Below are 25,544 nucleotides of genomic sequence, written 5' to 3' on the forward strand. Positions count from 1 at the left end.
ATAATATAAAAAAATGGAGTGATTGAAATGTCGACAAAAAAACAAGAAGAACAATTATTTAATCAATTAATATTTAGCAATGAAGAAGAGTGGGCAATAGAAACACTAAAAGACCTAATTAGTAACCATGAAACATGCAAAAACAGCTACTTCTGGAGTTCAAGCTTGAGTGCAAATGGTAGAAGAGCAACAGAGCAAAGATATAGTAGGTATGAAGAGTTTAATTTAGAAAATGGTGGATTGTTAGTAGTTAAACAGAATCTAAGCCAATCATGCAGACATACTTATTACAGCATGAATATCTATATTAAAGATAATGATATTGAAATTAGAAATATGAATTTAAAAACACTCAATTCATTATTAAATCAATACTTAACATACAGTTTAGAATCACAACCAGTAACACTTTAAAAAATTTAAAAACAATTATTGTATTCAATAGAATACGAAATAATAATGAAAAGGACGGTAATAAATCATGAAAAAAATTATTGAAGGTAAAAAATATGACACAGAAACAGCAACATTAGTAGCTGAATATCGAATGGGAAATAGGTCTGATTTCAAGGGAATTGAAGAAAAAGTGTATCAAACTAAAAAAGGTCAATATTTTCTGTATTTTTGGGGTGGGGGTTATACAAAATATAGAGAAGAAGTAGCACCTAGAACATACTCAGATAGTGAAGGAATAAAGCTAATAACAGAAGCAGAAGCTAGGGAATTTGCAATCAAACATTTGGATACTGAAGATTTTGAAGAGATTTTTGGTGAGGTTGAAGAAGGCTAATTTTAAAGGCTTTTAAGTAGTTAAATCTAATGATTTAACTACTAATAAATTTTTCAAAACTTAAAAATTAATGATAGAAGGGAGTGTAAACATGCAAGTATATTTAGATAATAAACAATTTACAAACAAACCGAAAAATCAGGAAATCGGTATAATTACAAATAAGATTTATAAACAAAGAGCTGATTTAAATTTAAGAGATTTAGCAAAAGAAATCGCTGAAAAAGGCAGAACTGTAATGTTAGCTACTTATATAGCAAATTTAAAGCAATCAGAATTAGAGCAACAATCATTACTAATGCTAGACTTTGATAATCAAGATAAAGATAATCAATTTACATTAGAGCAAGCACTTGCAGACCGATTTATTAGAGATAACGCTTGCTTTTTATATCGCACATTTAGCGATTCTGAAGCAGTTGATAAGTTTAGAGTAGTATTTGCTTTAGATAATGCATTAGATACAGCAGACGAAGTGACAATGGCTTATAGATACTTATTATCTAAGTATACTCAAGCAGACCAAAAAACTAAAAACCCTAATCGTTTATTTTTTGGGAGTAATAGTGGATTTATCGAGATTGATTTTAACAATAGACTGAAGAAAGCTGAAGTAATAAAAGAAAAAGTAGAAAAAGTAAAGAAATATGAAGTAAATATAGCTAAAGAATTTGAAATTATTGATAATACTTATATTTTTGAATTAATTAAAGATAAACAATTTAAACAAGCTAGAGAAATACTAGCTGTTAAATATAAAGATACAAATGTTTTAAACAATCAATTTAAGAACGAAGCAAGTATTAATCACTTTTTTAAGACAGAAGTTGATATGTTAGAATTTCTTGATTTACCTATTAAAAAATCTTTCAATTGCATTGTTTTTGAAGACAATAAACCATCAGCAGGTGTATATAAATCAGAAACAGGAACACAGATTTATCATAATTTTGCTAACAATTACAGAGCTGATTTAGTAAGATTAATTGCAAAGTTGGCTGATATAACAGCCTTTGAAGCAATTGAATTATTAATGTATCTAACAGATAGTTGTTTAATTACCGATACATTGATACAAAGACAAATTAGGACAGTTGATTATCTAATTAACAGTTTGGAAAACCCTGATTTATCAACCCTTTACCCAGTAACTTATAAATTTTTGAATAGAAATTTAGAAGAAATAACAGCAATGTTAAAAATAGTATCAGAATATAAATATATTGATAGTAATGGTAATGTAAAGATTATGAGTTATTTGACAGTTGACACATTAACAAAACAAATCAATCACAGAGTCAAACACAAAAATATTACAAAAGAAACAACAGTAAAGTGTATGTCTTTGCTAACACTAACTGATATATTAATTAAAGAGAAAATAGAAAATGTAGATAAACAACTGTTAGAAAATATTGATAAATCAAGAATTAAAAATAATGAAAATGAAAGTTTGACAAAATATAAAAGATACCCTAATTTTTTAAGTATTGCAGAAGAAGCAAATTTAGAAGCTATGGAGAGAATTTTAAATGAGTTAGATTCTAAAAAATTTACAATCACTGGTAGTTTAAATTTTGAATGGTTTTACACTAATTATTCTGAAGAAATAGCTTTAAAAGTATTTCCGCAAAAATTTGATAGTAGCGTTAAGAATATCAATGACAATCTAGTGATAAGTAATGATTCTGTTAAAAAAATTGAAATGATAATGAGTATAATACATAATTATCTAACAATAAACGATACAATTATATTAAAAACTCAACACTTGTCAAACTTTTAGAAGATATTAAATTTCCAAAAATCCAAAAAAACCTAACAAAATTTAGAAATAAAGTAGTTTTAGAATACAGCAATTATTACTCTCAAGATTTAGCTTTTGATAAAGTATCTAAAGGGTTGAAAGAACAGTTAAATATTGATAAATCAGAAACAATCAAAGGTAATATATTTTATCTAAAATAATGAATGAAAGGAGAATGTTAATTACTAGCATTCTTTTTTATTTATCTTTATTTAAATATCTAAGTGATAACTATCTCTTAGTCATATAATCTATTTATATTAATTAATATCTAAGGGTTAGTAATATACACCATAAATTAATCATTATCAATGTAAGCTAAACCTTGATATATCAACATTATCTCCACTTAATTTGCTTCTTACCCCCCCTATATATAATATAATATTACTTTAGGGGGGGTATAAAAGGATATCATTGATAAATCAAGGTTTTAAGCACTTAATTTATTGTTTTCTTATTGTTGTGTAGTAGCAAGCTACGCTTGCTTACTTAATAAAGATATTTAAGTTTAGTAATATATGTAAAATTTGCTCTCTGTTAAAAAATCTTTAAAAGCTATATTTATCAATGATTATTCAAAGTTTATCATTAGATATTTAAAATATTTGATATAAAAAATACCTCTCAGATAAAAGTTAGTGAGTAATTCCCCACAATTAAATATTCGATTAATCTGAGAGGTGTTTTTTTTAAAAAAGGTTAAAAAATCATTGATATTACAGTAATCTTGTAATTTTGTCAACAATTATAAAACCCTTGAAAAATAAGGGTTTTTTTAAGGTCATTTTTTAAGTGGATTTTGTCATAAAAATTGAGTAAAAAAATAGACCTCAATTTCGAGGTCTGAACTAATTCATAATTGCTTTTAAGTTTACACTAATTTTTGTTTCTTTTAAATACTCAATGATTTTACGATACTCTTCTCTCGATTCTTCTTTTTGTTCTTCTGTTGCATTTTTATATAAATTTACTATACATTTTGCTTGATTTTCAATGCTTTCTGCTATTAGTTCTAGATACTCTTGATTATTTTTAATTTGTAAATTTTTAAAATGATAGTAATTACCTGTAAAATCAACAAATACTTTGTGATATTTTTTATTAAAAAGAGTTGCTCTATCTATTGTAATATTACCTAATTTAGCTTGTTTAATTATTTTTGTTTTTAATCTCTCTTTTGAATTGTTACTGCCATTAATGCTGTGAAAATAGAGTGGAAACTCATTGTTAATTACTAATATAAAATCAATACCAAATTTTTTATCTAATACATCAGATGTTAAAACATGAGCTTTAATACCTTCATTTTTTAGAATCTCTAAAGTTTTGTGTATTTTACAGTCCTCAGATAAAAATGCACTATAAAATGCAGATAATCTATATATGATTGCAGTATCTAATATATCTTCTAGCTTTTTATTATTTTTTATTTGATTATTGATACTAGTATTTTTATTTAAATACAAAGCTTTTACATCATCTAAAGTCTCTTGTAAAAATTGTGATTTATCGTTTACTTTATCATATAAACTAATCAAATCAATTTTAAAAAAGTCAAATTTATTAAAACTTGCAACAATATTGTTTCTAAAGTCATTAGTTATTTCTGCTGTTGTCAATTTATTGTTTTCGAATCTTAGATTTATATTTTTTAAATCCTCATTAGTTATTCTTTTACTATCTAATTTTATTGTCATTAATCATCCTCTCCACTGTTTTTTTGTATTTTTGTAAATATAATTTGTAAACTATCTAACTATATTAAAGCATGTTTTATGTAGGCAGTCAAATTTAAACAACACTTTTAAATAACAATTGATAAATCAGTCTTTTTCTTACATGACAATATATATAAATTGGTGTATATATTGTTAAATAAGTAAATATCCTGATTAAATCAAGGGTTTTAAGTAATGTGTTGTTTAAATTTGACTATCAATAAATAACAATATATAATAAAAATGTAGATATATATTACATCTTATAAAATACAATAAATGTTGATAAATAAGGAGTTTTTAAAGGTGTGTTTATAAATGGTTGATTTGTCAACTGTTTTAAAGCTTTTTATTTTTTAATCAAAAAGGTGGAGTAGTGTTGCTACAGACCTGCTACAGAGGTGCTACAGATATGCGGTAGCTATGCAGTAAATATAAGTGATTTAAACATATCAAATTTTACTATTTTATAAAAAATAGTAAGTATAGAGGTTGATGAATAAGCTTTTTGAAGAGGTTAAATAAAATAAATAATGATTAAAAATTTTTTTTATTTTTAGAAAAAAATGGTCAAAAGGGGGTGTTTAAATTTTTTTAAATAAAAATTTATGATTTTTGAGGTGATTTTAAGATAAAAAACTTTAAATAAAATATTGTGTAAAAAATAAAATGGAGAGGATGGTATATGACATTAAATAATCGCAAAATAAACACAGCAGAGTTATTAAGTATTGTAAACAATTCAGATGGAGTGTATGAAAGAGATTTACTAAAGCTATTAAACTGTAATGACTCTAGATTAAACAATATATTAGCTAACTATGCTAGTGATAAAGTTATAAAAAAAGATAAAATTAAACAAAACTACTATTACAAATCTAAAATCGACTTAAATAATTTGGAGAGTACACAAAATTTAGTTAGTTTTATGGATATTATTAATAAATTCAGAATTAAATATAGTAGAGTTAGCTTAAAAAAAGATAGTAAAACAAAGGAAAAGTCTTTATTTATTGACACAATTATTGATTTTAAAGATGTTTTGAGGAAATATAAATTAAAGGTAAGTAATATTCACTATGACAATTTAGATGATTTAAAAATCGAAGAATCTAAGCAATATGCAGATATATTAGTAGTTTCTGAATCGAGTTTACTAACAGAAATCCAAAAAAAGATAATAAAAAAAGAATTTCGAGAAGATATTTTAATTTATGATTGCAACTTAGAAATTATATATTGCTTTAAAACTCGGAAATCTGAAAATGGTAATATTATTAACATATCAGCACTAGAAATCACTGATGTATCAGAGTTTCTTAAATTTTTAACTATCAATAAATTATTTGTAACAGTGACAAATAAGGTAGAAATAAAAATAGAAAAGCAGCTATATACTGCTAAAGAACAAGATAGAGAAAAGTTTTTTAAAAAGAAAGGGGGTTATCAATCATGAGTAATTTTGATTTTAGTAATTTAAGCAGTAATAGTAACAACAATAATAATGATGGTGATAAAGATTTACTTACAAAAGCTAGAGAGATAGCGACAGTAATAGTAGATAATATCATTAAATATAGTAAGTTAGCTTACAACACAGCAAGTCCGATTTTGAGGGAAAAATCAGGACAATTAGCTGATGTTACAAAAAATATATCTAATAAAGCTTTGAGCAAATACGAGCAAAAACAAAAAGAAAAGAAAGTATATCTAAAATACAAGACAATAAACAAAATATATGATGACTATAAAGATAGCATTTTAGATTTAGAAAATAAAATAAAAGAAGCAAATAAAAAAGAAAAAAATCAGGAAAAAACTAATGATAAATCATCAATTGCATTAATACTATTGATTGCTGTTATATCATTAGTAATTATTTTTAAGTTTATATTATCTAACTTTTTTGCAATAATATTGATTTTAATAGCATTTGCACCGCTTTTAAGTGTTTTTGCAAACCGCTTAATAATTAAAAACAATAAAGATAAAATGGATAAAGTCGCTATATTTAGACCTGATTTAAAAAAGGTTTTTGAAAAAATGGCATTATATATCAATGATGATGATGATTTATATGATTTTATCAAATATTATCAAGCAGAATTAATTAATCTAGAAACATTTTTAAATATCAAACTAGATGCTAATCAAATCGAATTGTCAGTAGATAAAACAGATGGAGAATTAATGCTAGCTTTAGGAAATGTTGAATTAAATCAAAATAGTAAAGTAATTGCCGAAACATTGGATGATGTTGAGATGAATAAGTTTAATATCATAACTAATGGAAATTATTTAATAAAAGACAATAATATTTTGATACTTTTTGATAATTGGATAACTGACTATTTAAGAATTGCGAAAGCGATTGATATTAAAGAAAGAATTGAGTCATTAGGATATTTAAGCTTTTTTGAAACTGGAGAAGAATCTGAAGAAGTTGATTTAAGTAGATTTAGCAGAAAAGGTAAACAAATCATTAATAAATTAAAACAAGATGCTACTAAAGAAAAGCTAGGTATGTATGTGCATGATGCTTTTTCTGAGGGAATCACAGAAAACAAGTATTTTATCAAAATAAGAATGGTTTTGCAGAACACTAATAAAGCTAAAGCAAAGAGCTTGTTAAACGAAATTGGGCTGATAACAGGTATTACCCCTTCTTTAGTTGATGCGGAAAATGATAAAACTATCTACTTAAAATTTAAATATAAAGTTGATGTCAAATCTAGAGAATTTAAATTTAAAGATATTTTAGAGCAAGCAAAAAGAGGAGAAATAAATATTGGTGCAACAGATGCAGGTGATTATATAGTTAAGTATCCTAGAAATGATGATGCATTAAATGCATTAATTGGTGGACTTTCAGGAAGCGGTAAGTCAACTTTTGCAACTAGATTAATAACTAATGCTTTATATTTAGATGATGGAAATGGTTTTTATGACTATCAAGATATTTTTATTGGTTCTGTTAAAGCTAAAGATGATTATTTTCCTTTGAAATGGGAAGAAAAAGGAATGTTTATGACTGATAACCCAATTGAAATTTATAAAATGCTTTTAAAAATAAATGATATAGCTGAAAAAAGAGCTGAAATATTTAGAAAAAATGGCTGTGTAAATATCAAAGATTACAACAAAAAATTTAAAAATAATAAAATGGGAAAAATCTTATTAGTGATGGATGAATACAGAAATACTTTAGATAGTGCCGAAAGATTAGGAAAAGTTGAAGTTAATGGAGTCGAAATTAAAAATTTAGCTAAAGAAATCGAAAACCTTTACTCATCGATGAATACTCTACATCGTTCAAGAGGTTATAGCACATTTTGTATTACTCAAAAATTCGCAAAAACAAATGGCGGACTGGGGATGGTAGCAGATACTCTAGATTCTAGATTTTTAGGATATGCAGAGGCTGATGTTTGGAATACACAAGATAAAACAGAAACTATTTCAAGATATTTAAAAAGTAAATCAGAACAAAGAATCGGTTTGTTTATGATTAATGCATCAAGTTTTTCTCAAAATAATAAAGATGTAGTGGAAGTTGATAAAATTAGTGATTTTGTTGAGACTAAAACACATTATATTGCGACAAAAGAAATTGCTGATAACTTTGATAGATTTTTTGAAACTAACAAAAAATATGGTGATTTAATAAGATACAACTCTAATAATAGTGATGATGATTTAGATAATATTATTACTAAAGATGAATCTGAAGAAGTGTTAGACAATAAAGAAAAAGAAGAAAAAATAAAAGAATCAAAAACAATGGAAGATTTTGATTTTGAAGATTTCAATTTATAAAAAGGGGGTAGTTAATCATGTTTTATTTGATTTGTTTAATAATTTTTGCAATTAATTTATCAATCGCACTTAGATATAAAAATATCAAAACTGACAATTTAAATCTAGAGGAGTATATTAAATCAAAATTTGAGGTATCTGACAGTCAAGTAAATAAAGAAATATCGAGCGATATTTTTGATTTTGATAAATTTAACAACATATGATGTCATTTAAATTTGACTTAATATTGTATTTATGTTAATATAATATTATAGAGATATGTAATAGCGAAAAGTCGCATATCTCACTGTCATTTTAAATTTATTCGCTGAAGCAAGGTTACTCCGCCTTGCTTCTTTTTTTGCATTAAAACATTGTTATATCAATGTTTATTATAAAGTGTTGTTTAAATTTGACTATAGTATTTTAAGATGCTATTAATAGATGTATAGATAAATGTTATATCTAAATAAATATAAAAAAGGAGATTTTATCATGAGCAAATTAGAGGTAATCAAACATAATTATGTATTAGATTTTAAGCAAAATGGAGATAAAGTTGATGAGTTAGAACAATCAGAAAAAGACAAATTAGATAATTTAGCAGAAACTCAAGTATTTAGACGATTAGAAAAAGCATTGGATAATGTTGCAGATTGTATATTAGATACTAATGTTTTAGATGATAGAGATAAAGTAATTGTTAGTAATGCAGGCTTTATCGATTTTGACAATTATTATAATTTGTATCTAACAACAAATTATACTTGTTTTGATACTTTTGATAATAAAAAAAATATTGGTATCTATTATTTTAAAGAGTTATTTGCAAATGATGGCAAGATGATTTATTTATTGACAAGATTAATTAATTTTTCTGAAAGTATTGATGTTACGAAAAAAATTGAAAGAATCGGTAACAGTAATCTGATAAATGTAACCGAGGTCTTGGAATTTAAACTATAAAGGGGAAAATAATAAAATGAAATACTTAAAATTTGAAGGGAAGGATAATACAACATTTGATAGAGATTTAAATTATCGCTATTATAATCAAATCTACAAAAATCAAGAATTAGTAATTGATAAAGACTTGAGATTAATGCTAAAAAATAGACTCGATAATGGATTTAAGAAAGAAAAATTAAGCAAACAATCAGCAACTATCGATAATATGATTAATAATTTAGACTTGCTACAATCAATCGAACAACTACAATCAATCATTAATCAATATCCGATAATTAATAAAAACTTTGATAAATCAGCTTTTATTGATACTTTAGATATACAAGTGTTGATGTTTAAATTAGTAAATATCAAAGTAGATGACGACTTGAACATTGAAAGCTTTGAAATACTAGCTAAATATATTGTCAATAATCAAAACAAAGAATCCGAAATAAACACAGCAAGAAATATACTATATAACATAATTAAATCTGATGATTACTCACTAGCACTTTTCCAAAAAATTATTGGGAAATCGAGAAGAAGGTTAGATAGTGATTTAGTTAAAGTTACTAATGTTAAATATACTGCAGATGACAAATTTAAGTTAAATACTGTTAATCTGACTTTTCTATTTTAAAATAAGAATCTATACAAACATTGATATGATAGTTTTTATTATCAAAGTGTTGTTCAAATTTGACTATAGATTAAGAAGATGCTATTAATGATTATAGATAAAAATATTGTATCTTATAGAATATAATAAAAAGGAGTGAGTTTTAAAAAATGAAAAAAGTAGATATTGATGTATTAAATTATGTAGAAAAAATGGTGGAGAAAGGAACGAATGTAAGCTTCGAAAAGATTCACAATGAAGGCTTTGAAACACCATTGATTCAGATTATTGTTAAAAATGGCGGAATCAAAGAATTTATACAATATGATTACGAGCATATCAATTCATTAGATGATTTGAAAGAACATTTAGATACACAAATAAGCTATTTTAATAGCCAAATATGTAAAAGCTCTTATTAATTTAAGAGCTTTTAGACAATAAATGGAGGGAGGTAAATTGAAAGGAAATAAAAAATTAAAGATAGCTTTAGTATTAACAAGTCTAATTAGTGTTAGTTTAACAAGCTTTGTAGCTTATCAACAATTTAACAATAATAATAATAATGAAAAAGGTAAAACTATTGAAACAACTATATTTACTGAAAATATTGATATACCAGAAAATACTGAAACAACAAAAGAATTTAAATGTCCGATTAATGATTTGGAAACTTTTAAAAATGCTGATGGAATAGAAGTCTTCAGCTATTATGTCAATCAAGATTGTGATGAAATAGTTATTGATAGTTATGTTGCAAGTGATTATATAGCAGATTTACAAATACCTGAAAAAATTAAGGATATTGAGGTAACAGCTATTAGGGATAGAGCATTTGCTAATGTTACTTTTAAATCAATAAAATTACCTGATAGCATTAGATATATTGGAAAAGAAGCCTTTAGAGAATCAGACATTAAAGAGCTAATTTTGCCTAAAAACTTAGAGGTGATTGACAACAGAGCTTTTCAATATGCAAACAATTTAGAAGGAACTTTAGAAATTCCTGAAAATGTTAGATATATCGGTCAAAATGCTTTCCAGTCAAATTATCTAACAAACATTATTTTTCCTGAGTCTTTGGAAGTAATAGAAGATGGAGCATTTTTATATAGCGAGTTAGAAAATGTTGAATTTAAAGGGAACGGTAAAAATCTTAAAAAAATAGGAGTTGATGCTTTTTCGGTAGCTAAAGTTGATAACAAAATCGATGTCAGAGCTTTTGAAAACCTTGAAATATATGACTTTAATAACCCTATTTTGTATTTTGATGAAGAAATTTTAAACGAAGGAGTGATTGATTAAACCATGAAACTACTTGAATTTTTGATAGCTAATAAAGATAATGTTGTATTTTGTTTAGCTATTTTATCGCTAATAATACCTATTTTTATCAAGTATAAGAGGAAACTAACAATCATATTAGCAATTATCAGTTGCATTTATATTTACAATACTTACCAAAATTTTGATAGCAAAACAGATAAAATTGCAGAAAACACAACAGGAATTGTTAATAAAGCAAAGAAGCAAGTATCTGAAACAGTCAACAATATTTCAGAAAAAGGAAGTAACTTGTTAGATAAAAATAATGAGAATTTTGATAAACGAAAAAAAGAAAAGCAAAAAGAATCAAGGATTGGAACATTAAATTCAGAAGCAGTTATTGATAATACTAATGAATCTGACAATTTAAAAGCAACAACAGAGTCAACAACAGAAACTACTGATATTGAATTTGAAAATGAATTAGCTGAATACTATAACAATTTAGACAATTTTAAAACTTATCAAAATCAAAATGAAATCAAAACTGATGATGACGAAAGAGCTAATACCTCATTAGCTGATTTAGAAAACGAGAAATATTAAAGCTCTTATATTTAAGAGCTTTAGAATTTAATCAATGAGTGCAAAAACTTTGAATGTTTCGCACTCTTTATTGAAGCAAGACAAATCAAATGAATTAAAGTGCAAAAACAAGGTGCAATAATTAAAACAAAAAATATAGGAGAGGATGGTATTGAATAAAAAATATGGGTATGCAAGAGTAAGCACTAAAAATCAATTTAATCATGAAACATATTTAAACCAATTTGAAAAATTGAAAAATGAAGGAATTTTAGAAGAAAATATCTATTTTGATAACTATTCAGGGAAATCAGCTAAAGATAGAGAAAATTTGAATAAGTTATTAGATTTAGTAGTTGATGGTGATACAGTAGTTACAACAAAATTAGATAGATTAGCTCGTAACGCCTCTGATGCTTTAGAAATTGCAGAGCAGTTAAATAAAAAAGGTGTAAAACTTCATATTTTAAACATGGGATTAATTGATAACTCTCCCATCGGAAAGCTGATGTTTACAGTTTTTAGTGCTTTTTCAGAATTTGAAAGAGATTTAATTGTTGAGCGAATGCAAGAAGGAAAGGAATACAAGCGGAAACATGACCCAGATTTTCGAGATGGTCGAAAAAGTAAGCTAAATACAAAACAATTAGAGATTATTTATAAACATTTTGAAGATGGAATGCTTACAAATGAAGAAATAGCTAATATGTTTAATGTGTCTAGGAGAACTATTATGTATCGAAAAAAAGACTGGAAAGATATGAAAAATATGGGGAAATTATAGTGCTTATCCAAAGCACTATTTTACTTTACTTTTTTATTAAACAGTTTAAATATCTAACATGATAAGCTACTTTTAACTGCTAAGAATAAACAACAATGCTATTCAAAATTGACTATAGTATAACTAGATGATAATATATAAATATAGATAAATATTGTATTTAAATAAATGTAATATTTATATAAATTTAAAAATAGGAGGGAGGCAAAATGACTGATGGAGCATCTCAAGGCTTGTTTGTGATTGTTGCAGTTGTAATTTTTGGTATTTTCGTATTAATCGCTTATATCTTGTTTAAAGACACTTTACAACCAAGCCTGAAAGGAATCTTCGAAAACGCAACTTCTGGTGCAGAAGCAAGTTTAAACAGACCTTAAATGTATAAATAAAAAAGATATTAAGCTTTAGATATTGATTGATATCTAAAGCTTTTCTTATTAGCTTTTTATAAAAAATAGGAGGTGTCATTAATGAGCGAAGGAGCAAATCAAGGTTTATTTGTAATTGTAGCAGTAGTGATTTTTGGTATTTTTGTATTAATTAGTTATGTATTATTTAAAGATACTTTAAAACCGAGGTTATCAAACATATTTACTGATGGATTAGAACAAGCAGAGGATGCTATCGACCCCAAAATTATTACCAAAATCACTATTATTGAAAAGACAAACGAAATAAAAAATTTAAAGAAAAATCAGACTGAAGAATACTATATCAAAGTGTTTGCTAATGCTTTCGAGTTTAGAGACCAAGATGGAGATATTATCAAATCTAGAAAGCTAAATTTAGAGTTTAAATTTCATGACAGGTCAACAAACTATCCAACTTTTGAGCAATTTATGAATAGTTCTATAGATGGTCATAGTAATTTAAGACTAGGTGTTACAGCTACTGCAAAAACAGAAAAATCTGTATCAGCAGCAACAAAGGTTAATGGCTCTAGTGGAATCACAATTTTTGGAAGCTTATAGAGAGGTGTGAAATGAAAAAAATAAAAATTTTTAATAACGAGAAAAAGAAAGAAATTGTTTTTGATTTTAATGATTTAGATAACAATATCTATCAATACACTACTAATGATAATAAAGTAATTACATTTGATTATACTCAAACTAAAGATTTGATTGATACTGCATTAGCTGATTGCAAAGTTGATATTTTTAAAGTTTTTAGGCAAAAATACAGTTTAAGTGATACAACATTTTTTAACAATCAACAATCAAAAGACCCTCGATATAATTTAAAGTTATATCTAATTTATTTAGACTTAAAGCAAAATAAAGACAAAATTAATCATGAAATCGAGCTGATGGAAAATGCAATTAAGACTAACAAGATATCAGTAAATCAATATGCTAAATTATCAAAAATAACTAAGCAATCACTGTTTAATATTAAAAGTAACAAGCAAGATAAAGGTAATAAATATTTTTATAAAACTTATCTAAAAATAGTTGAAGCAAATAAATATTTAAAAGAGTCTTAAATTCAAGGCTCTTTTTTGTAGATATAATAGTATTTGTATAAAAGTGTTGTTCAAATTTGACTCTGTTTAAAGATGATGCTATAAATAGATTATAGATATAAAAATTATATTTAAATGAATATAATAATTAATAATTTGAAAAAAATAAAAAAACAAAGGAGTGTTTAAAATGACAGTTAAACAAACAATAATGACTTTCGCAGTAACAACAATGATGGCAATGACAATGGCAACAACAACAGCAAATGCAGATACATTAGATAAAACAGCAGAAATAGCTAATCAAACAACACAAGTAGCTAATGATATTAAGAGTGATGTTAAAAATGATGGATTAATTGAAACAATAGATAAAAATAGAGGAAATATTGAAAGTTTGGTAGATAAAGGTGGAGAACTTGCTTACAAATTTAACGATAAACTGGATGATGCAGTGAGTTACACAAAAGAAACAACTAATAAAAATTTTATTACAAAGACAATCAAATTTGTATCAATTTTGGTTGCTGATAAAACTAAAGAACAAGCATTAGATGAAGAAAAACAAGATAAATCAATTGTCGAAACAGCAAAAGAGCAAGTAACTAATAATGATTTACAATCATCAACTAAACAAGCACTTAAACATCAATTTAGTGGGAGTGGATTTGCAAGCGTACCTGAGGGTTTTGGAGGATTTTTACTAGTAGGAATTAGAGTATTGTTGGGGATAATTGCAATAACTACATTTGGATTACTTGTTTTATATATTCGCAAACTTAAAGGACAGGACAATAATGGCGATATTAAAAGCAAAAATGCAGAAATTGATAGAGATTATGTTAGATGTCAAAGAAAATTGAGCAGAATAAGATAATAATTAAAACTTTTTAAATAGCTAAATATTAACTATTTAGCTATTGATAAAGGTTTTAAAAAGCCTAAAAAATAAAAATAGAAAGGAGGTTTTTCATAATGAAGAACAAAAGAATAATCAATATCTTAATGACAAGTGGTTTACTATTTTCAAGCATTTTAACAACTACACAAACAACAACAACAGCATTTGCAGAAACTAATCAAGAACAAGTAGAAAGCAATGAGATTACAGCGATTAATGTATCAATCAAATCAAACTTAGAATTGAGCTATGGATTTGATAGTGATTATTATCTAAGTGCTCTAAACAATAATTTTAGATTTACTGACCAAAATGGAAACGAAATATCTATACAAAAGCTTGATATTACTTATAGATTCCATGACATCGGTACACACTATTTTGATTTCGATGAATTCATGAGAACAAAAGCAAGTAATTTAACAGGTGTAGGTAACATGACATCAAGAGCAGGTTTAACAGCAACACTTAAAGAAAACCCTGAAATTAAAGGGATTCAGAAAGTTAATGGAGCAAATGGAATGTCTATTGAAATAGTCAATCAAGCACCTATTATTAATACAAAAGTTGATAATCCAACTGTATTAGAGGGTACAAGTTATCAAGAGTGGGAAAATATTGTATTTAGTGATTTAGAGGATGATAGAGATGGTTTAATCTTGCAGAAATCGGTAGTTTATCCTGAAAACTTTAATAAAGACAAAATGGAAACAGGGGAGTATCAAATTAAATACAGAGTTACTGACAGCAAAGGTGCAACCTCAGAAACAATCGAAAGATTGACAGTTGCACAAGTATTTGCACCAGAAATTATAGCTAATGACACTACTTTAATAGCAGAAACTAAAGACTTTAACCCTTTGACAGATTTAAATGTAAGTGTTACTGATAGTTTAGATGACAATCCGACTTTAGAAGTGATTGAAAATAATGTAAATCTTAAAAAAGAGGGAGAATATCAAGTAAAATATAGAGCGACTAATAAATTTGGTAAAGTTTCTGAAAAAGAAGTAACGGTAAAAGTAGTATCAGAAAATCCAGTTTTAATTGCTGAAGATAAGACATTTACAGAAAATTTAAGTCAATCAGATATTATTGATATTTTAAATGCAACAGCAACTGACAAAGTTGATGGCGATATCACTAACAATATTAGAGTAGCTGAAAACAATGTGAATTGGAATGAAAATGGTAGATATACAGTAATATTAGCAGTTACTAACAGCAACAATAAAACTATACAAGTAGCTGTAAATGTTAGAGTTGATATTAAATATACTTTGACAATTGATTATGTAGATGAAAATGGCAATAAATTAGCAGATTCTAAATTAATTGTAGCTAATCAAGCAACAGAAATTGATGAAAAAGCTTTAGAAATTGATGGATATACAGCCAAAAAAGACACAATATCAACTGTTTTAGATAGCGATAAATCTATTAAATTTGTTTATGTTAAAGATAAAGAAGATGTAAACCCACCAGTTGACCCTATTGACCCTGTTGAACCAACAGAGCCTACAAATCCAGTAGAACCTACTGAACCAACAACACCAACAGACCCTGAAAAACCTACTGATAATGGTGATGGGAATGGAAATGGTAATGTTGTAACAGATAATGAAGGAACTACTGATACTACAACAACAGATACAAATAAAGAAGATTCTAAAGAAGATACTAAAAAAGAAGATAAGAAAGACAAACTTTATCAGACAAATCATAAAAACAACAATATCTTAATAGCATTAGCAACAACAGCAATCATAAGCTTATTATCATTTATCACATTTAAAAGATTTAAAAAATAAGGCTAAATTAGAGTAGTTTAACCGCTACTCTTTTTTTAAATCAAAATAGGAGGGGGATTGATGGAAAAGTTATATATACACTTAAAAAATTTAAGAAAAGTTGCTGTTGTAATGCTATTAGTATTTACTACTTTTTATTTGTTGCTAATGTTTTTAAATCAAAATGATAATCAAGAAATAGCTAAAAATATTGAAAAATTTAATGATAGTGTGATTGTTGCTAAAACTGATAATACTAAAGCAGACATAAAAGAAATAGAGAAGAATATCGAAAAGGTAAGAGAAATAGAGGGAGGGAATGTAGAAAGAGTAAATCAACTAACATCTGAGAATGAGAAAGTGAAAGAAAATATTGATTTAAATATTGAAGAAGAAATAATAGAGAATAGCTATAAATCTTTAGAAACAACTGATAACTTTGAAAAATTAGGAATAATCGAGATACCTAAAATTGATTTAAATTTATCAATATTTAAAGGCAAGCCTTTTGTAAATACTAAAAATAGACAAGATACAATGTTATATGGTGCAGTAACAAATAAAAAAAATCAAAAAATGGGCAGAGGGAATTATGTATTAGCAAGTCATATTATTAGTAATAGCAACTTACTTTTTACAAGCATTAATCAGTTAGAAAAAGGAGATGTTATTACTTTAAAAGATAGTGAATATTCCTATCAATACACTGTCTACAATAATTTTATAGTATCTAAAGATGAAACATGGATATTAAATGATATTAAAGATTATAGTATTTTGACTTTATATACTTGCTATGATGACAGCACCAAATTACCTGAAAATCGAGTAGTTATTAGAGCAGTGCTTACAGATATTAATTAAATAATTGGTAATTTTGTAGAAATAAAGTCCTTAATTAGGGCTTTTTATTTTCTCATGACTTTTTGTATTGTGATTGATATAATAAGAAAGACTAGACTTTGATTAGGAGATGGCAAATGGATACTAGATTAATGAAACAGATTAAAGATATTTTAAAAGAGTTCCCGCAGTATTGGAACGGTGAAGAGCTACAAAGACCAATCGTTATTGATGATTTGAAAAATTATGATGCACTTTTAATTTCAGCATTATTAAAAAATCAGAAAATTAGAGAGAATTATTCGATAAAAGCTGGAGATGTCGTTATTTTTAAAGTGCAAGAATTTATTGATATTTTACGATACAAAGACTATTGGGCAGATAGCTATACTAAATACTCGAATAATATTGGATTGTCAAGTGAAGGTAAGTATCTTCAATACAATACTGATGTTGTTTTAGATTTTCCTTATAAAGATTGTGTTCTAGAGGGGGGAATGACTAAGGAAGATGCTGGAAAAGAAGAAGTTTTCTATAATGAGGTCATTGCAAGAGATGAAATAGATACTCTTTTAGCACCTAAAGCATTTGTAAATGTGAAAAAATTTGATGCTGAAGGGGAACATGAAGTTGATTCTTTTAATGATAAGGATAATTTAATTATCAAAGGTAATAATCTATTAGCTTTACATTCTTTAAAGGAAAGATTCTCCAAGAAAATTAAAGCTGTATTCATAGACCCTCCATATAACACTGGCGGGGATTCTTTTAAATATAATGATAGATTTAACCACTCTTCTTGGTTAACCTTTATGAGAAATCGATTGGAGGTAGCAAAGGAATTATTAAGTGAAGATGGAAGCTTGATGATGACTATTGATTATAATGAATTATCATATCTCACAGTTTTAACTGATGAAATATTTGGAAGAGAAAATTTGCAAAATATTATTACTGTAAAGAGGTCAAGTGCCTCAGGAGCCAAAGTTATAAATCCAGGAGTAGTCAATGTATCTGATTATTTATTGATTTACTCAAAAAATAAATCCATGTGGAAACCCAACAGAATTTTTGCTCCAAAAGAAAGAGACAAACGATATAATCAATTTATCACTAATTATGATTCAGACAAAGAAGATTGGAAGTATATCCCATTATTAGATGCTTTCTCAGATAAATTGAAAATTAAGAAATCACGACTAAAGACTGAGCTTGGTGACGATTATGATAACATATTAAATAAGTTCGCATATGAGAATGCTGACCGTATTTTTAGATTTGTAAGCTTAGATGATAATCAGATAAGTAAAGCAACAAAAGATTTGAAATATTTATCAAAACAAAATAGCGATAGGTTGTATCATATGGAACGGGATGGATATAGTGATTATTATATAATGAATGGACAAGCTATGTTATTTATGAAGGATAGACTTATAAGTGTAGATGGTGAGATGAGATTTGGTTCAGCTTTAACTGAGATATGGGATGATGTATTACCAAATGATTTACACAATGAAGGTGGAGTCTCATTCAAAAAAGGCAAAAAAACAGAGAAGCTAGTAAGTAGGGCAATTGAATTAACTACAAATACAGATGATTATGTGCTGGATTTTTTTGGAGGTTCTGGAACTACTGGTGCTGTGGCTCTAAAGCTAAAAAGAAAATTCATTATTATTGAGCAAATGAATTATATAGAATCTGTGACGAAAACAAGAATGTATAAAACAGTAAAAGGCGAAAGTACTGCTGGAATTTCCAAAGATGTTAACTGGCAAGGTGGAGGTTCATTTGTTTATGCTGAATTGATGGAATTAAATCAATTATATATGGACAAAATTGACCAAGTATCTACTAAAGAAGAATTAGCTGATTTATGGAATGAATTGGATAACAATGCTGATTTGAACTTCCAATTGGATAAAGAAAAACTAGTCTATGAATTGTTAAAAGAAAATGATGAAGAAGAAGGCTCTGTTACTTTTAATGACTTAACTTTTGAAGAACAAAAAGAAATTTTCAAAAAAGCATTAGATAAGAATCAATTATATGTGCCTTATTCTGAAATTGAAGATAAGAATGTTATCATATCTGATGATGACAAAGCCTTTAATCATAGTTTTTACAGCAACGAGGGGGAATAGTTATGGCTAAAGAAAGACTATATGAATGGTTAGATAGTCAAATGTCTAATATGTTTTATACAAGTAATAATCCCCATGAAGTTCCTGAATATATAAAAGCTAATTTAAAAGATGAACTTCGCCATTATCAAGAAGAAGCCTTTAGAAGATTTCAATTTATACAAGATGATAATTTAATAGCAGGTATCAGTAATGCTGGCTTCCAAAGAAAGCAACTATTATTTAATATGGCGACAGGTTCAGGAAAAACTATGGTTATGGCGAGTTTGATGTTGTATTTGTATAAAGAATTCAATTATCAAAACTTTATTTTTATTGTAAATACTGATGCGATTATTAAGAAAACTCAAGAGAATATGCTAAATAGTCAATCGAATAAATACTTATTTAATCCTAGTGGTATCTCCATTGATGGAGAACAAATTATGATTCAACCAGTGGACAATTTTCCTGCTTTTAAAGATAAAAATACTATTTATTTAAAATTGACAACGATTCAAAAAATTCATGGAGAGTTAATTAAACCTCGAGAAAATGGCATCTCATTAGAAAGTTTGGAAGAGGAAGATATTATCATTTTAGGTGATGAAGCTCATCATTTTAATGCTTCTACAAAAGATGAGAAAAAGAATAAAGAGTCATGGGAAAAAACTATTGTTGATAAAATGTTATATTTGAGAGATGGTAATAAGCTTTTAGAGTTTTCCGCGACTATAAATATGGATGATAAAAATATCTCGCAAAAATATAGTGATAAAATTCTTTACAAATATGATTTAGGCGAATTTATGACAGATGGCTATTCTAAAAATGTTTTAAGGCTACAATCTTCAGAAAATGATGATGAAAAAATGAAAGATGCCCTCTTATTAAGTCAATACAGAAAATTAATAGCTAGAGAAAATGGGATTTTATATTTCAAACCTATTATCATGTTTAAATCAAGTAAAATTAAGATTTCTGAGCAAAAACAACTAGATTTTAATGCTATCATAGAGAATTTGTCTGTTGAAAGTTTAACTAAATATATTAATCAGAGAAAAACAACAGTATCATCGAATTCTACACTCTATAAAGTTTTTTCTTATTTTTTAGAGCAAGATTTAGATAGTGTTATCCGAGAAATTCAGGAGGATTTTGAAGCTAGAAATATTTTAAATGCGAACGAAAAAAACATGTTAAATGAGGATAATGCAGTATTACTGAATAGTTTAGAAGATATCAATAATCCAATTCGAGTTATTTTTGCTGTAGCGAAACTTAATGAGGGATGGGATGTTCTAAATCTTTATGATATTGTTAGGATTTCTGAAGGTGCAGGAGTAACCAGAACCGCTACAGATAGTGAAGCACAATTGATTGGTAGGGGAGCAAGATATTTTCCTTTTGAATATGAAGGTGAGAAAAGTTTTAAAAGAAGATTCGATAATCAAAATACTGATTTAAGAATATTGGAAACATTACATTATCATACTATTAACGAGAAAGGTTATCTAGCTAACCTTGAGAAATCAATGAATGCTGTAAACTTAATTAGTTCAAGTGATGAGACAGTTCGTATACTTTCAACTAAACTAAAACATTCTTTCAAAAATACAAATGTGTATAAACAAGGGAACTTATTTGTGAATGAAAGTAGGGAAACTACTCCTGAAGATTTTAATTCTTTAGAAAAATTTACCATATCTAAAGAATGGGAAACGGAATATTTTGGTTCAACTGTGGAAACTGATTACAAAGGAAATATTAATGATGACACTGTTATTCAAAGAGAATTTGAATATTTAACAGTTGATAAGAGATTCTTTAAAAAAGCTTTGCAAAGAAATCCATTTTTTAGATTTATTAATCTGAAAAAATATCTACCTTTGTTGAAATCTAAAGATGAATTAATTGATAGTGAACAGTATTTCAATGGTGTTTCTATCAAGGTATCTTTACCTAAAGGACAACATATTTCTGATTTATCAGCTATAGAAAAACTAGAAATTATTGATAAGTTCTTAACTTATTGTGAAGAGAAAATTCGCAAAAATTATCAGAAAGAAATTGGATTAAAAGTTTTCAAACCAATTTCTATTAAAGATACTTTGAGAGATTATGAAGTGGTAGTTCCTCTTTATGAAACAGGACATATTACTCAAAGAATTGAACTTCACCAAATGAAAGGGAAGGATTGGTTTGTTTATACAGATGCTATTATGAATCGCTTAGAATATGCAATGGTAGAACTGATGGGAAGCTTTATTCATGAGTTAGAAGCTAAATATAAGCAAGTTTATTTAATTAGAAATGATGAAAAAGCAACAAGATATAAATTGACTGAATTTGGTGGTCCTAGAGGATTTATGCCCGATTTTATTCTTTATTTAGAAAATGAAGAATTTGTCTATCAAGTATTTGTCGAACCAAAAGGTGAAGACAGGGAAAAAGAAGATGCTTGGAAGCAAGAAATGCTATATGCTCTGAATGGTTCAGATGTTGAAATCATAGGAGAAAATGATAATGTCAAATTAGTTGGTATTAAGTTTTACAACAATAAGAATAAAAGAGAATTTATCAGTGATTTATCAGAAAAAATCAATAATGGTGAGATTTTAGATGGTAAGTTAGAATTATTCATTGGTGAATAGCTGAAGTAATTCTTGTTATCTTGAATATTAAAATAAGCTAGTATTGTCATAAAAGATTGTAAGTTTAATTTTAAAAATATCAGACTAAGATATTAATTAAAATGTAAAACTATTAAATCTATAAGACAATACTAGCTTTTTATATGTTTTTGAAATTATCATTTGTTAATTTGTTGATTTTAAAGTAATTTTGAAAATGCTTTTCAGTAAATTTAGTATTAAGTATAAGAGCTAAAGTTTCACTTTTGCTTGACACAAAGCATCTTCGATTTACATCACAATACTTAATAAAATAGTGCTTAAAAATACTGTTTACAAACATTCCTCGTCCACCTTCGGCTGTTGTAAAAAAATAGGGAGCTAACTCAGTGATTTTATTAAATATTTCTAGGTCGGTATATAATCCAGTATTTTTTTTAGAAAAAGCAAGCATATCTCGATAAGATAAATCTTTGCAATTATAATTTAGTAGATTATCACTTAACTCTGCTAAATGCTCTTTATTAGCGATTAATTCTTCGGATGTCATATTTAATAAATCATTACTTTTTAAGTAATCAAAAATAATATTATCAACTAAATCTGTTTTTAATACATTTTTAAATTCTTTTTCATCTTTATGTGCTTTTAAATAGTCATTTAGATTTGCTAAATATAATTTAAAGACTAAATTGACTTGATTTTCAAGGTGTATTCCGCTTTGTACTTTTTCTCTTTTTTTATTAGTTTCGGTTGCTCTTTTTTCTGCTTTTTCGATAAATTCTTTAGTTTTCTCATTAATTGTTTCTAAATCTTTTTCATCTAAGATAGTATCGATTAATACCCATTTATTGTTAATATCGCCAATTTTTCTTTTAAACCTATATTCAATTTTGTTATCAACAATTGATTTATATTCAAATTCATCATCTTTTTTTATCATATCTAACAGTCCTTTACTTAGTCTATATATACATAATATACACTATCAAATATTTAAAATCAAATTTTACATTAAGTTAAATACAAAAAAGACTGGTTTTAACAGTCTTTAAATGATTAGTGATTTTAAATAAACAGGGTCTGAGCTAATTAAAATAAATTTATCACTTACTTTATTATCATAGTTAATAATAAAATTCCCTTTGTCTTTTGATAATTTAACAGATTTAGCTTTAGTAATATTTTTAAATACATCAAGCATATCTTTAACATCATCTTGATTAGCTAAAGCTATTTTTGTTGTTGTTTTTAAATTATCCATAATCCAATTGTAAATAGCAGTAGATACAGTTTCGATTGCATTATCATCATTTTTTTTATACATAAGTTCTGATTGTTCATCGGTTAATGTTAAATCTGGGATTATATTATCCAATGCTTCTAAAACTTTACAGTCAAAATGGACATATTTATTAGCTAAATAAATGATTTCAAAGTCAATATCTATGTTGTATTTTGTCTGCAAATATTTTGTATTTATAGTAATAGCCTCGCTTAAATTTTTAATAAATAAATCTTTATCTAGAGTATTATTACTATCAGTAATATTTGTATTTAAAAAACTTTGATAATTTTTAAATATCTGCATTGCTTTTGCTTTAGCTAACTCTTTTATTAGATTATCTATTTGACTGTCATCTGTAAAATTTCTGTTTTTACAGATTTTAACAACATCAGATTTTGAATAATCCCTAAATTCATATTCTAAAACATCATAAGTAACTATTAATTCTGTAACATTGCTACTTTGTTTAATTCTAAAAGGTACTTTTGTTGCTTGTTTAAATATCAAATTAAGATAATAAACATAAGTCTTTACTATTTCCTCGTTACTTTTTTTCAATCTTTTATCAATTTTCATAATAAACACTCCTCTCTTTTTTTATTTGATTAGATACAATATTAATCTATATCTAATTAATAGCATCTAATAATTCTATAGTCAATTTTAAGTATCTTTCTATTATTCAGTATCTAAGGACAAGTAATATCCACCATAAATTAATCATTATCAATGTAAGCTAAACCTTGATATATCAACAATATCTCCACTTAATTTGCTTCTTACCCCCCCTATATATAATATAATATTACTTTAGGGGGGGTATAAAAGAATATCATTGATAAATCAAGGTTTTAAGCATTTAATTAATTGTTTTTAAAATATTGAGGATTAGCAAGCTACGCTTGCTTACTTAATAAAGATGTTTAAGTTTAGTAATATATGTAAAATTTGCTCTCTATTAAAAAGTCTATAAAAGCTATATTTATCAATGGTTATTTAAGGTTTTATCATTAGATATTTAAATACCTTGAAAATACTCAAAATTAGACCTCTTAAAAACCTTAATAAATCAATACTTTTAAATATCTCAAAATAAAAAATACCTCTCAGATGAAAGTTAGTGTAGATTTACCCACAAATAAATATTCGAATCATTTGAGAGGTGTTTTTTTCAAAATAGGTTAAAAAATCATTGATATTACAGTAATCTTGTAATTTTGTCAACAATTATAAAACCCTTGAAAAATAAGGGTTTTTTATATGTCATTTTTTAAGTGGATTTTGTTATAAAAATTGAGATAAAATAATTAAGATTTTAAAAAATTATACTTGATTAAATGCAATATTGATGTTAAGGTCCGGTTGTAAAATTACAAAAACAAAAGAAAGAGTTGATAGATATGGACTTTAAAGACTTGCAACAAAAAATTAAAAGAGAATGCAATTCAGAAATCATTGATAGAAAGCTTTTAAAATCAATCGCAACTAAAGTTAAATCATCAGATATTATAATTAGTGCATTTGATTGTTTTGATTCTGATAATAACTTATGTCTTGTAGTTGCTACTAAATCTAAAATGATTATTGCAACTAATCAATTTTTTAAGTCTGCTAAGATTAGTGTTATTAACTTAAAAAGTGTTACTGACATTAGATTAAAAAAGGGATTATTTAAGCAACAATTGATTGTATCTAACATCAGAAAAGATACAGTGTTTTATAAAATATCTCAAAAAGCACAGCTAAATAGTTTAATCAGTATGATTTGATAAATAACAACTATACCAATTTTGAAATGCTAGGTTTTTCCAAGAAAATGTGGTTCTGTTTAGCAATTCAAGGTAAAAAATTGAGCTTGTTAAAAACATGAAAATAGGTTTTTTTAAGTTATAGATAGCTGACTAAGTAATTTGAGTTTCTCGATTGGAAACATTGGTAAAACAGCTTTTTAATGAGGTGAAGAAGTAAATGTTTTTTTGAATTAGCTGTCAAAACAGAGTGAGTCAAAACGCCTAAGGTTCTCTTAAAGCTGACCGTATTGCTAAATACAATCAATTATTACGTATCGAAGACCAATTGGGTGATGTTGCAGAATACAAAGGAATCAAATCTTTCTACAACTTAAAAAACAACCCATTCATCGGTAAATAATTACGGATACCAAAAGAGCTGCGAGGATT

The 25,544-nt window shown here is 26.2% G+C and carries 24 protein-coding genes and 1 pseudogene; 22 read left to right on the forward strand and 3 right to left on the reverse strand.

What is annotated here, in order from left to right; translation table 11 throughout:
* Positions 1-27: 27 nt before the first annotated feature.
* The 3 genes from I592_RS05985 (at position 28) to I592_RS05995 (ending at position 2,576) form a co-directional block, all read left to right on the forward strand.
* A complete protein-coding gene (locus tag I592_RS05985; protein WP_010781113.1) occupies positions 28-414 on the forward strand; it encodes a hypothetical protein in 387 nt (128 codons plus the stop codon).
* Between the two features lie 67 nt (positions 415-481).
* The gene (locus I592_RS05990) at positions 482-790 is read left to right on the forward strand and encodes a hypothetical protein (protein WP_010781112.1); all 309 of its coding nucleotides are present in this window, start codon (positions 482-484) and stop codon (positions 788-790) included.
* A gap of 91 nt (positions 791-881) precedes the next feature.
* Positions 882-2,576 carry a hypothetical protein gene (locus I592_RS05995; protein ID WP_010781111.1) on the forward strand — a complete coding sequence of 565 codons (1,695 nt, stop codon included), beginning with the start codon at positions 882-884 and terminating at the stop codon, positions 2,574-2,576.
* An 872-nt stretch (positions 2,577-3,448) separates the two neighbouring features.
* On the opposite strand, the gene I592_RS06000 is transcribed toward I592_RS05995, so the two are convergent.
* Positions 3,449-4,297 (reverse strand): hypothetical protein, encoded by an 849-nt coding sequence (locus tag I592_RS06000; RefSeq protein WP_010781110.1) that lies wholly within the window; start codon positions 4,295-4,297, stop codon positions 3,449-3,451.
* Positions 4,298-5,003: 706 nt separating this feature from the next.
* Between I592_RS06000 and I592_RS06005 the strand changes: the two genes are divergently transcribed.
* The 17 genes from I592_RS06005 (at position 5,004) to I592_RS06085 (ending at position 22,097) form a co-directional block, all read left to right on the forward strand.
* Positions 5,004-5,774, forward strand: a complete 771-nt coding sequence (locus I592_RS06005) for a hypothetical protein (RefSeq protein WP_010781109.1) — start codon at positions 5,004-5,006, stop codon at positions 5,772-5,774.
* Complete coding sequence (locus I592_RS06010; RefSeq protein ID WP_010781108.1) at positions 5,771-8,134, forward strand: hypothetical protein; 2,364 nt, start codon at positions 5,771-5,773, stop codon at positions 8,132-8,134. Before I592_RS06005 ends, I592_RS06010 begins: the two co-directional genes overlap by 4 nt.
* Before the next feature lie 17 nt (positions 8,135-8,151).
* Positions 8,152-8,340 (forward strand): hypothetical protein, encoded by a 189-nt coding sequence (locus I592_RS06015; protein ID WP_010781107.1) that lies wholly within the window; start codon positions 8,152-8,154, stop codon positions 8,338-8,340.
* A gap of 271 nt (positions 8,341-8,611) precedes the next feature.
* Positions 8,612-9,082 carry a hypothetical protein gene (locus I592_RS06020; protein ID WP_010781106.1) on the forward strand — a complete coding sequence of 157 codons (471 nt, stop codon included), beginning with the start codon at positions 8,612-8,614 and terminating at the stop codon, positions 9,080-9,082.
* A 16-nt stretch (positions 9,083-9,098) separates the two neighbouring features.
* Positions 9,099-9,707, forward strand: a complete 609-nt coding sequence (locus I592_RS06025; RefSeq protein ID WP_010781105.1) for a hypothetical protein — start codon at positions 9,099-9,101, stop codon at positions 9,705-9,707.
* Positions 9,708-9,856: 149 nt separating this feature from the next.
* Positions 9,857-10,108: a hypothetical protein gene (locus I592_RS06030; RefSeq protein ID WP_010781104.1), complete on the forward strand. Its 252-nt coding sequence runs from the start codon at positions 9,857-9,859 to the stop codon at positions 10,106-10,108.
* 37 nt (positions 10,109-10,145) lie between these two features.
* On the forward strand, positions 10,146-10,991 hold the full coding sequence (locus tag I592_RS21935; protein ID WP_010781103.1) for a leucine-rich repeat domain-containing protein: 846 nt from the start codon (positions 10,146-10,148) through the stop codon (positions 10,989-10,991).
* Between the two features lie 3 nt (positions 10,992-10,994).
* Positions 10,995-11,558, forward strand: a complete 564-nt coding sequence (locus tag I592_RS06040; RefSeq protein ID WP_010781102.1) for a hypothetical protein — start codon at positions 10,995-10,997, stop codon at positions 11,556-11,558.
* 145 nt (positions 11,559-11,703) lie between these two features.
* Positions 11,704-12,321, forward strand: a complete 618-nt coding sequence (locus I592_RS06045; RefSeq protein WP_044926107.1) for a recombinase family protein — start codon at positions 11,704-11,706, stop codon at positions 12,319-12,321.
* Between the two features lie 209 nt (positions 12,322-12,530).
* On the forward strand, positions 12,531-12,698 hold the full coding sequence (locus tag I592_RS21610) for a hypothetical protein (protein WP_010781100.1): 168 nt from the start codon (positions 12,531-12,533) through the stop codon (positions 12,696-12,698).
* A gap of 93 nt (positions 12,699-12,791) precedes the next feature.
* Positions 12,792-13,292 carry a hypothetical protein gene (locus I592_RS06050; RefSeq protein ID WP_010781099.1) on the forward strand — a complete coding sequence of 167 codons (501 nt, stop codon included), beginning with the start codon at positions 12,792-12,794 and terminating at the stop codon, positions 13,290-13,292.
* 11 nt (positions 13,293-13,303) lie between these two features.
* Positions 13,304-13,807 carry a hypothetical protein gene (locus tag I592_RS06055; protein WP_010781098.1) on the forward strand — a complete coding sequence of 168 codons (504 nt, stop codon included), beginning with the start codon at positions 13,304-13,306 and terminating at the stop codon, positions 13,805-13,807.
* Between the two features lie 169 nt (positions 13,808-13,976).
* The gene (locus I592_RS06060; RefSeq protein WP_010781097.1) at positions 13,977-14,663 is read left to right on the forward strand and encodes a hypothetical protein; all 687 of its coding nucleotides are present in this window, start codon (positions 13,977-13,979) and stop codon (positions 14,661-14,663) included.
* Between the two features lie 98 nt (positions 14,664-14,761).
* On the forward strand, positions 14,762-16,498 hold the full coding sequence (locus I592_RS21245; RefSeq protein WP_010781096.1) for a MucBP domain-containing protein: 1,737 nt from the start codon (positions 14,762-14,764) through the stop codon (positions 16,496-16,498).
* 60 nt (positions 16,499-16,558) lie between these two features.
* The gene (locus I592_RS21940) at positions 16,559-17,341 is read left to right on the forward strand and encodes a class A sortase (protein WP_010781095.1); all 783 of its coding nucleotides are present in this window, start codon (positions 16,559-16,561) and stop codon (positions 17,339-17,341) included.
* Positions 17,342-17,457: 116 nt separating this feature from the next.
* A complete protein-coding gene (locus I592_RS06080) occupies positions 17,458-19,464 on the forward strand; it encodes a site-specific DNA-methyltransferase (protein ID WP_010781094.1) in 2,007 nt (668 codons plus the stop codon).
* A gap of 2 nt (positions 19,465-19,466) precedes the next feature.
* On the forward strand, positions 19,467-22,097 hold the full coding sequence (locus I592_RS06085; protein WP_010781093.1) for a DEAD/DEAH box helicase family protein: 2,631 nt from the start codon (positions 19,467-19,469) through the stop codon (positions 22,095-22,097).
* 139 nt (positions 22,098-22,236) lie between these two features.
* Here I592_RS06085 and I592_RS06090 read toward each other — a convergent pair whose 3' ends face one another.
* On the reverse strand, positions 22,237-23,019 hold the full coding sequence (locus I592_RS06090) for a hypothetical protein (RefSeq protein WP_010781092.1): 783 nt from the start codon (positions 23,017-23,019) through the stop codon (positions 22,237-22,239).
* 108 nt (positions 23,020-23,127) lie between these two features.
* The gene (locus I592_RS06095) at positions 23,128-23,940 is read right to left on the reverse strand and encodes a hypothetical protein (protein WP_010781091.1); all 813 of its coding nucleotides are present in this window, start codon (positions 23,938-23,940) and stop codon (positions 23,128-23,130) included.
* 824 nt (positions 23,941-24,764) lie between these two features.
* Here I592_RS06095 and I592_RS06100 point away from each other — a divergent pair.
* Entirely contained in the window at positions 24,765-25,133 is a 369-nt protein-coding gene (locus I592_RS06100; RefSeq protein ID WP_010781090.1) for a PH domain-containing protein, read from the forward strand.
* Between the two features lie 247 nt (positions 25,134-25,380).
* A pseudogene (eno, locus tag I592_RS20925) lies at positions 25,381-25,515 on the forward strand (phosphopyruvate hydratase); the annotation flags it as partial.
* Positions 25,516-25,544: the final 29 nt, after the last annotated feature.

The sequence above is a fragment of the Enterococcus gilvus ATCC BAA-350 genome, from assembly GCF_000407545.1.
Classification (GTDB): domain Bacteria; phylum Bacillota; class Bacilli; order Lactobacillales; family Enterococcaceae; genus Enterococcus_A; species Enterococcus_A gilvus.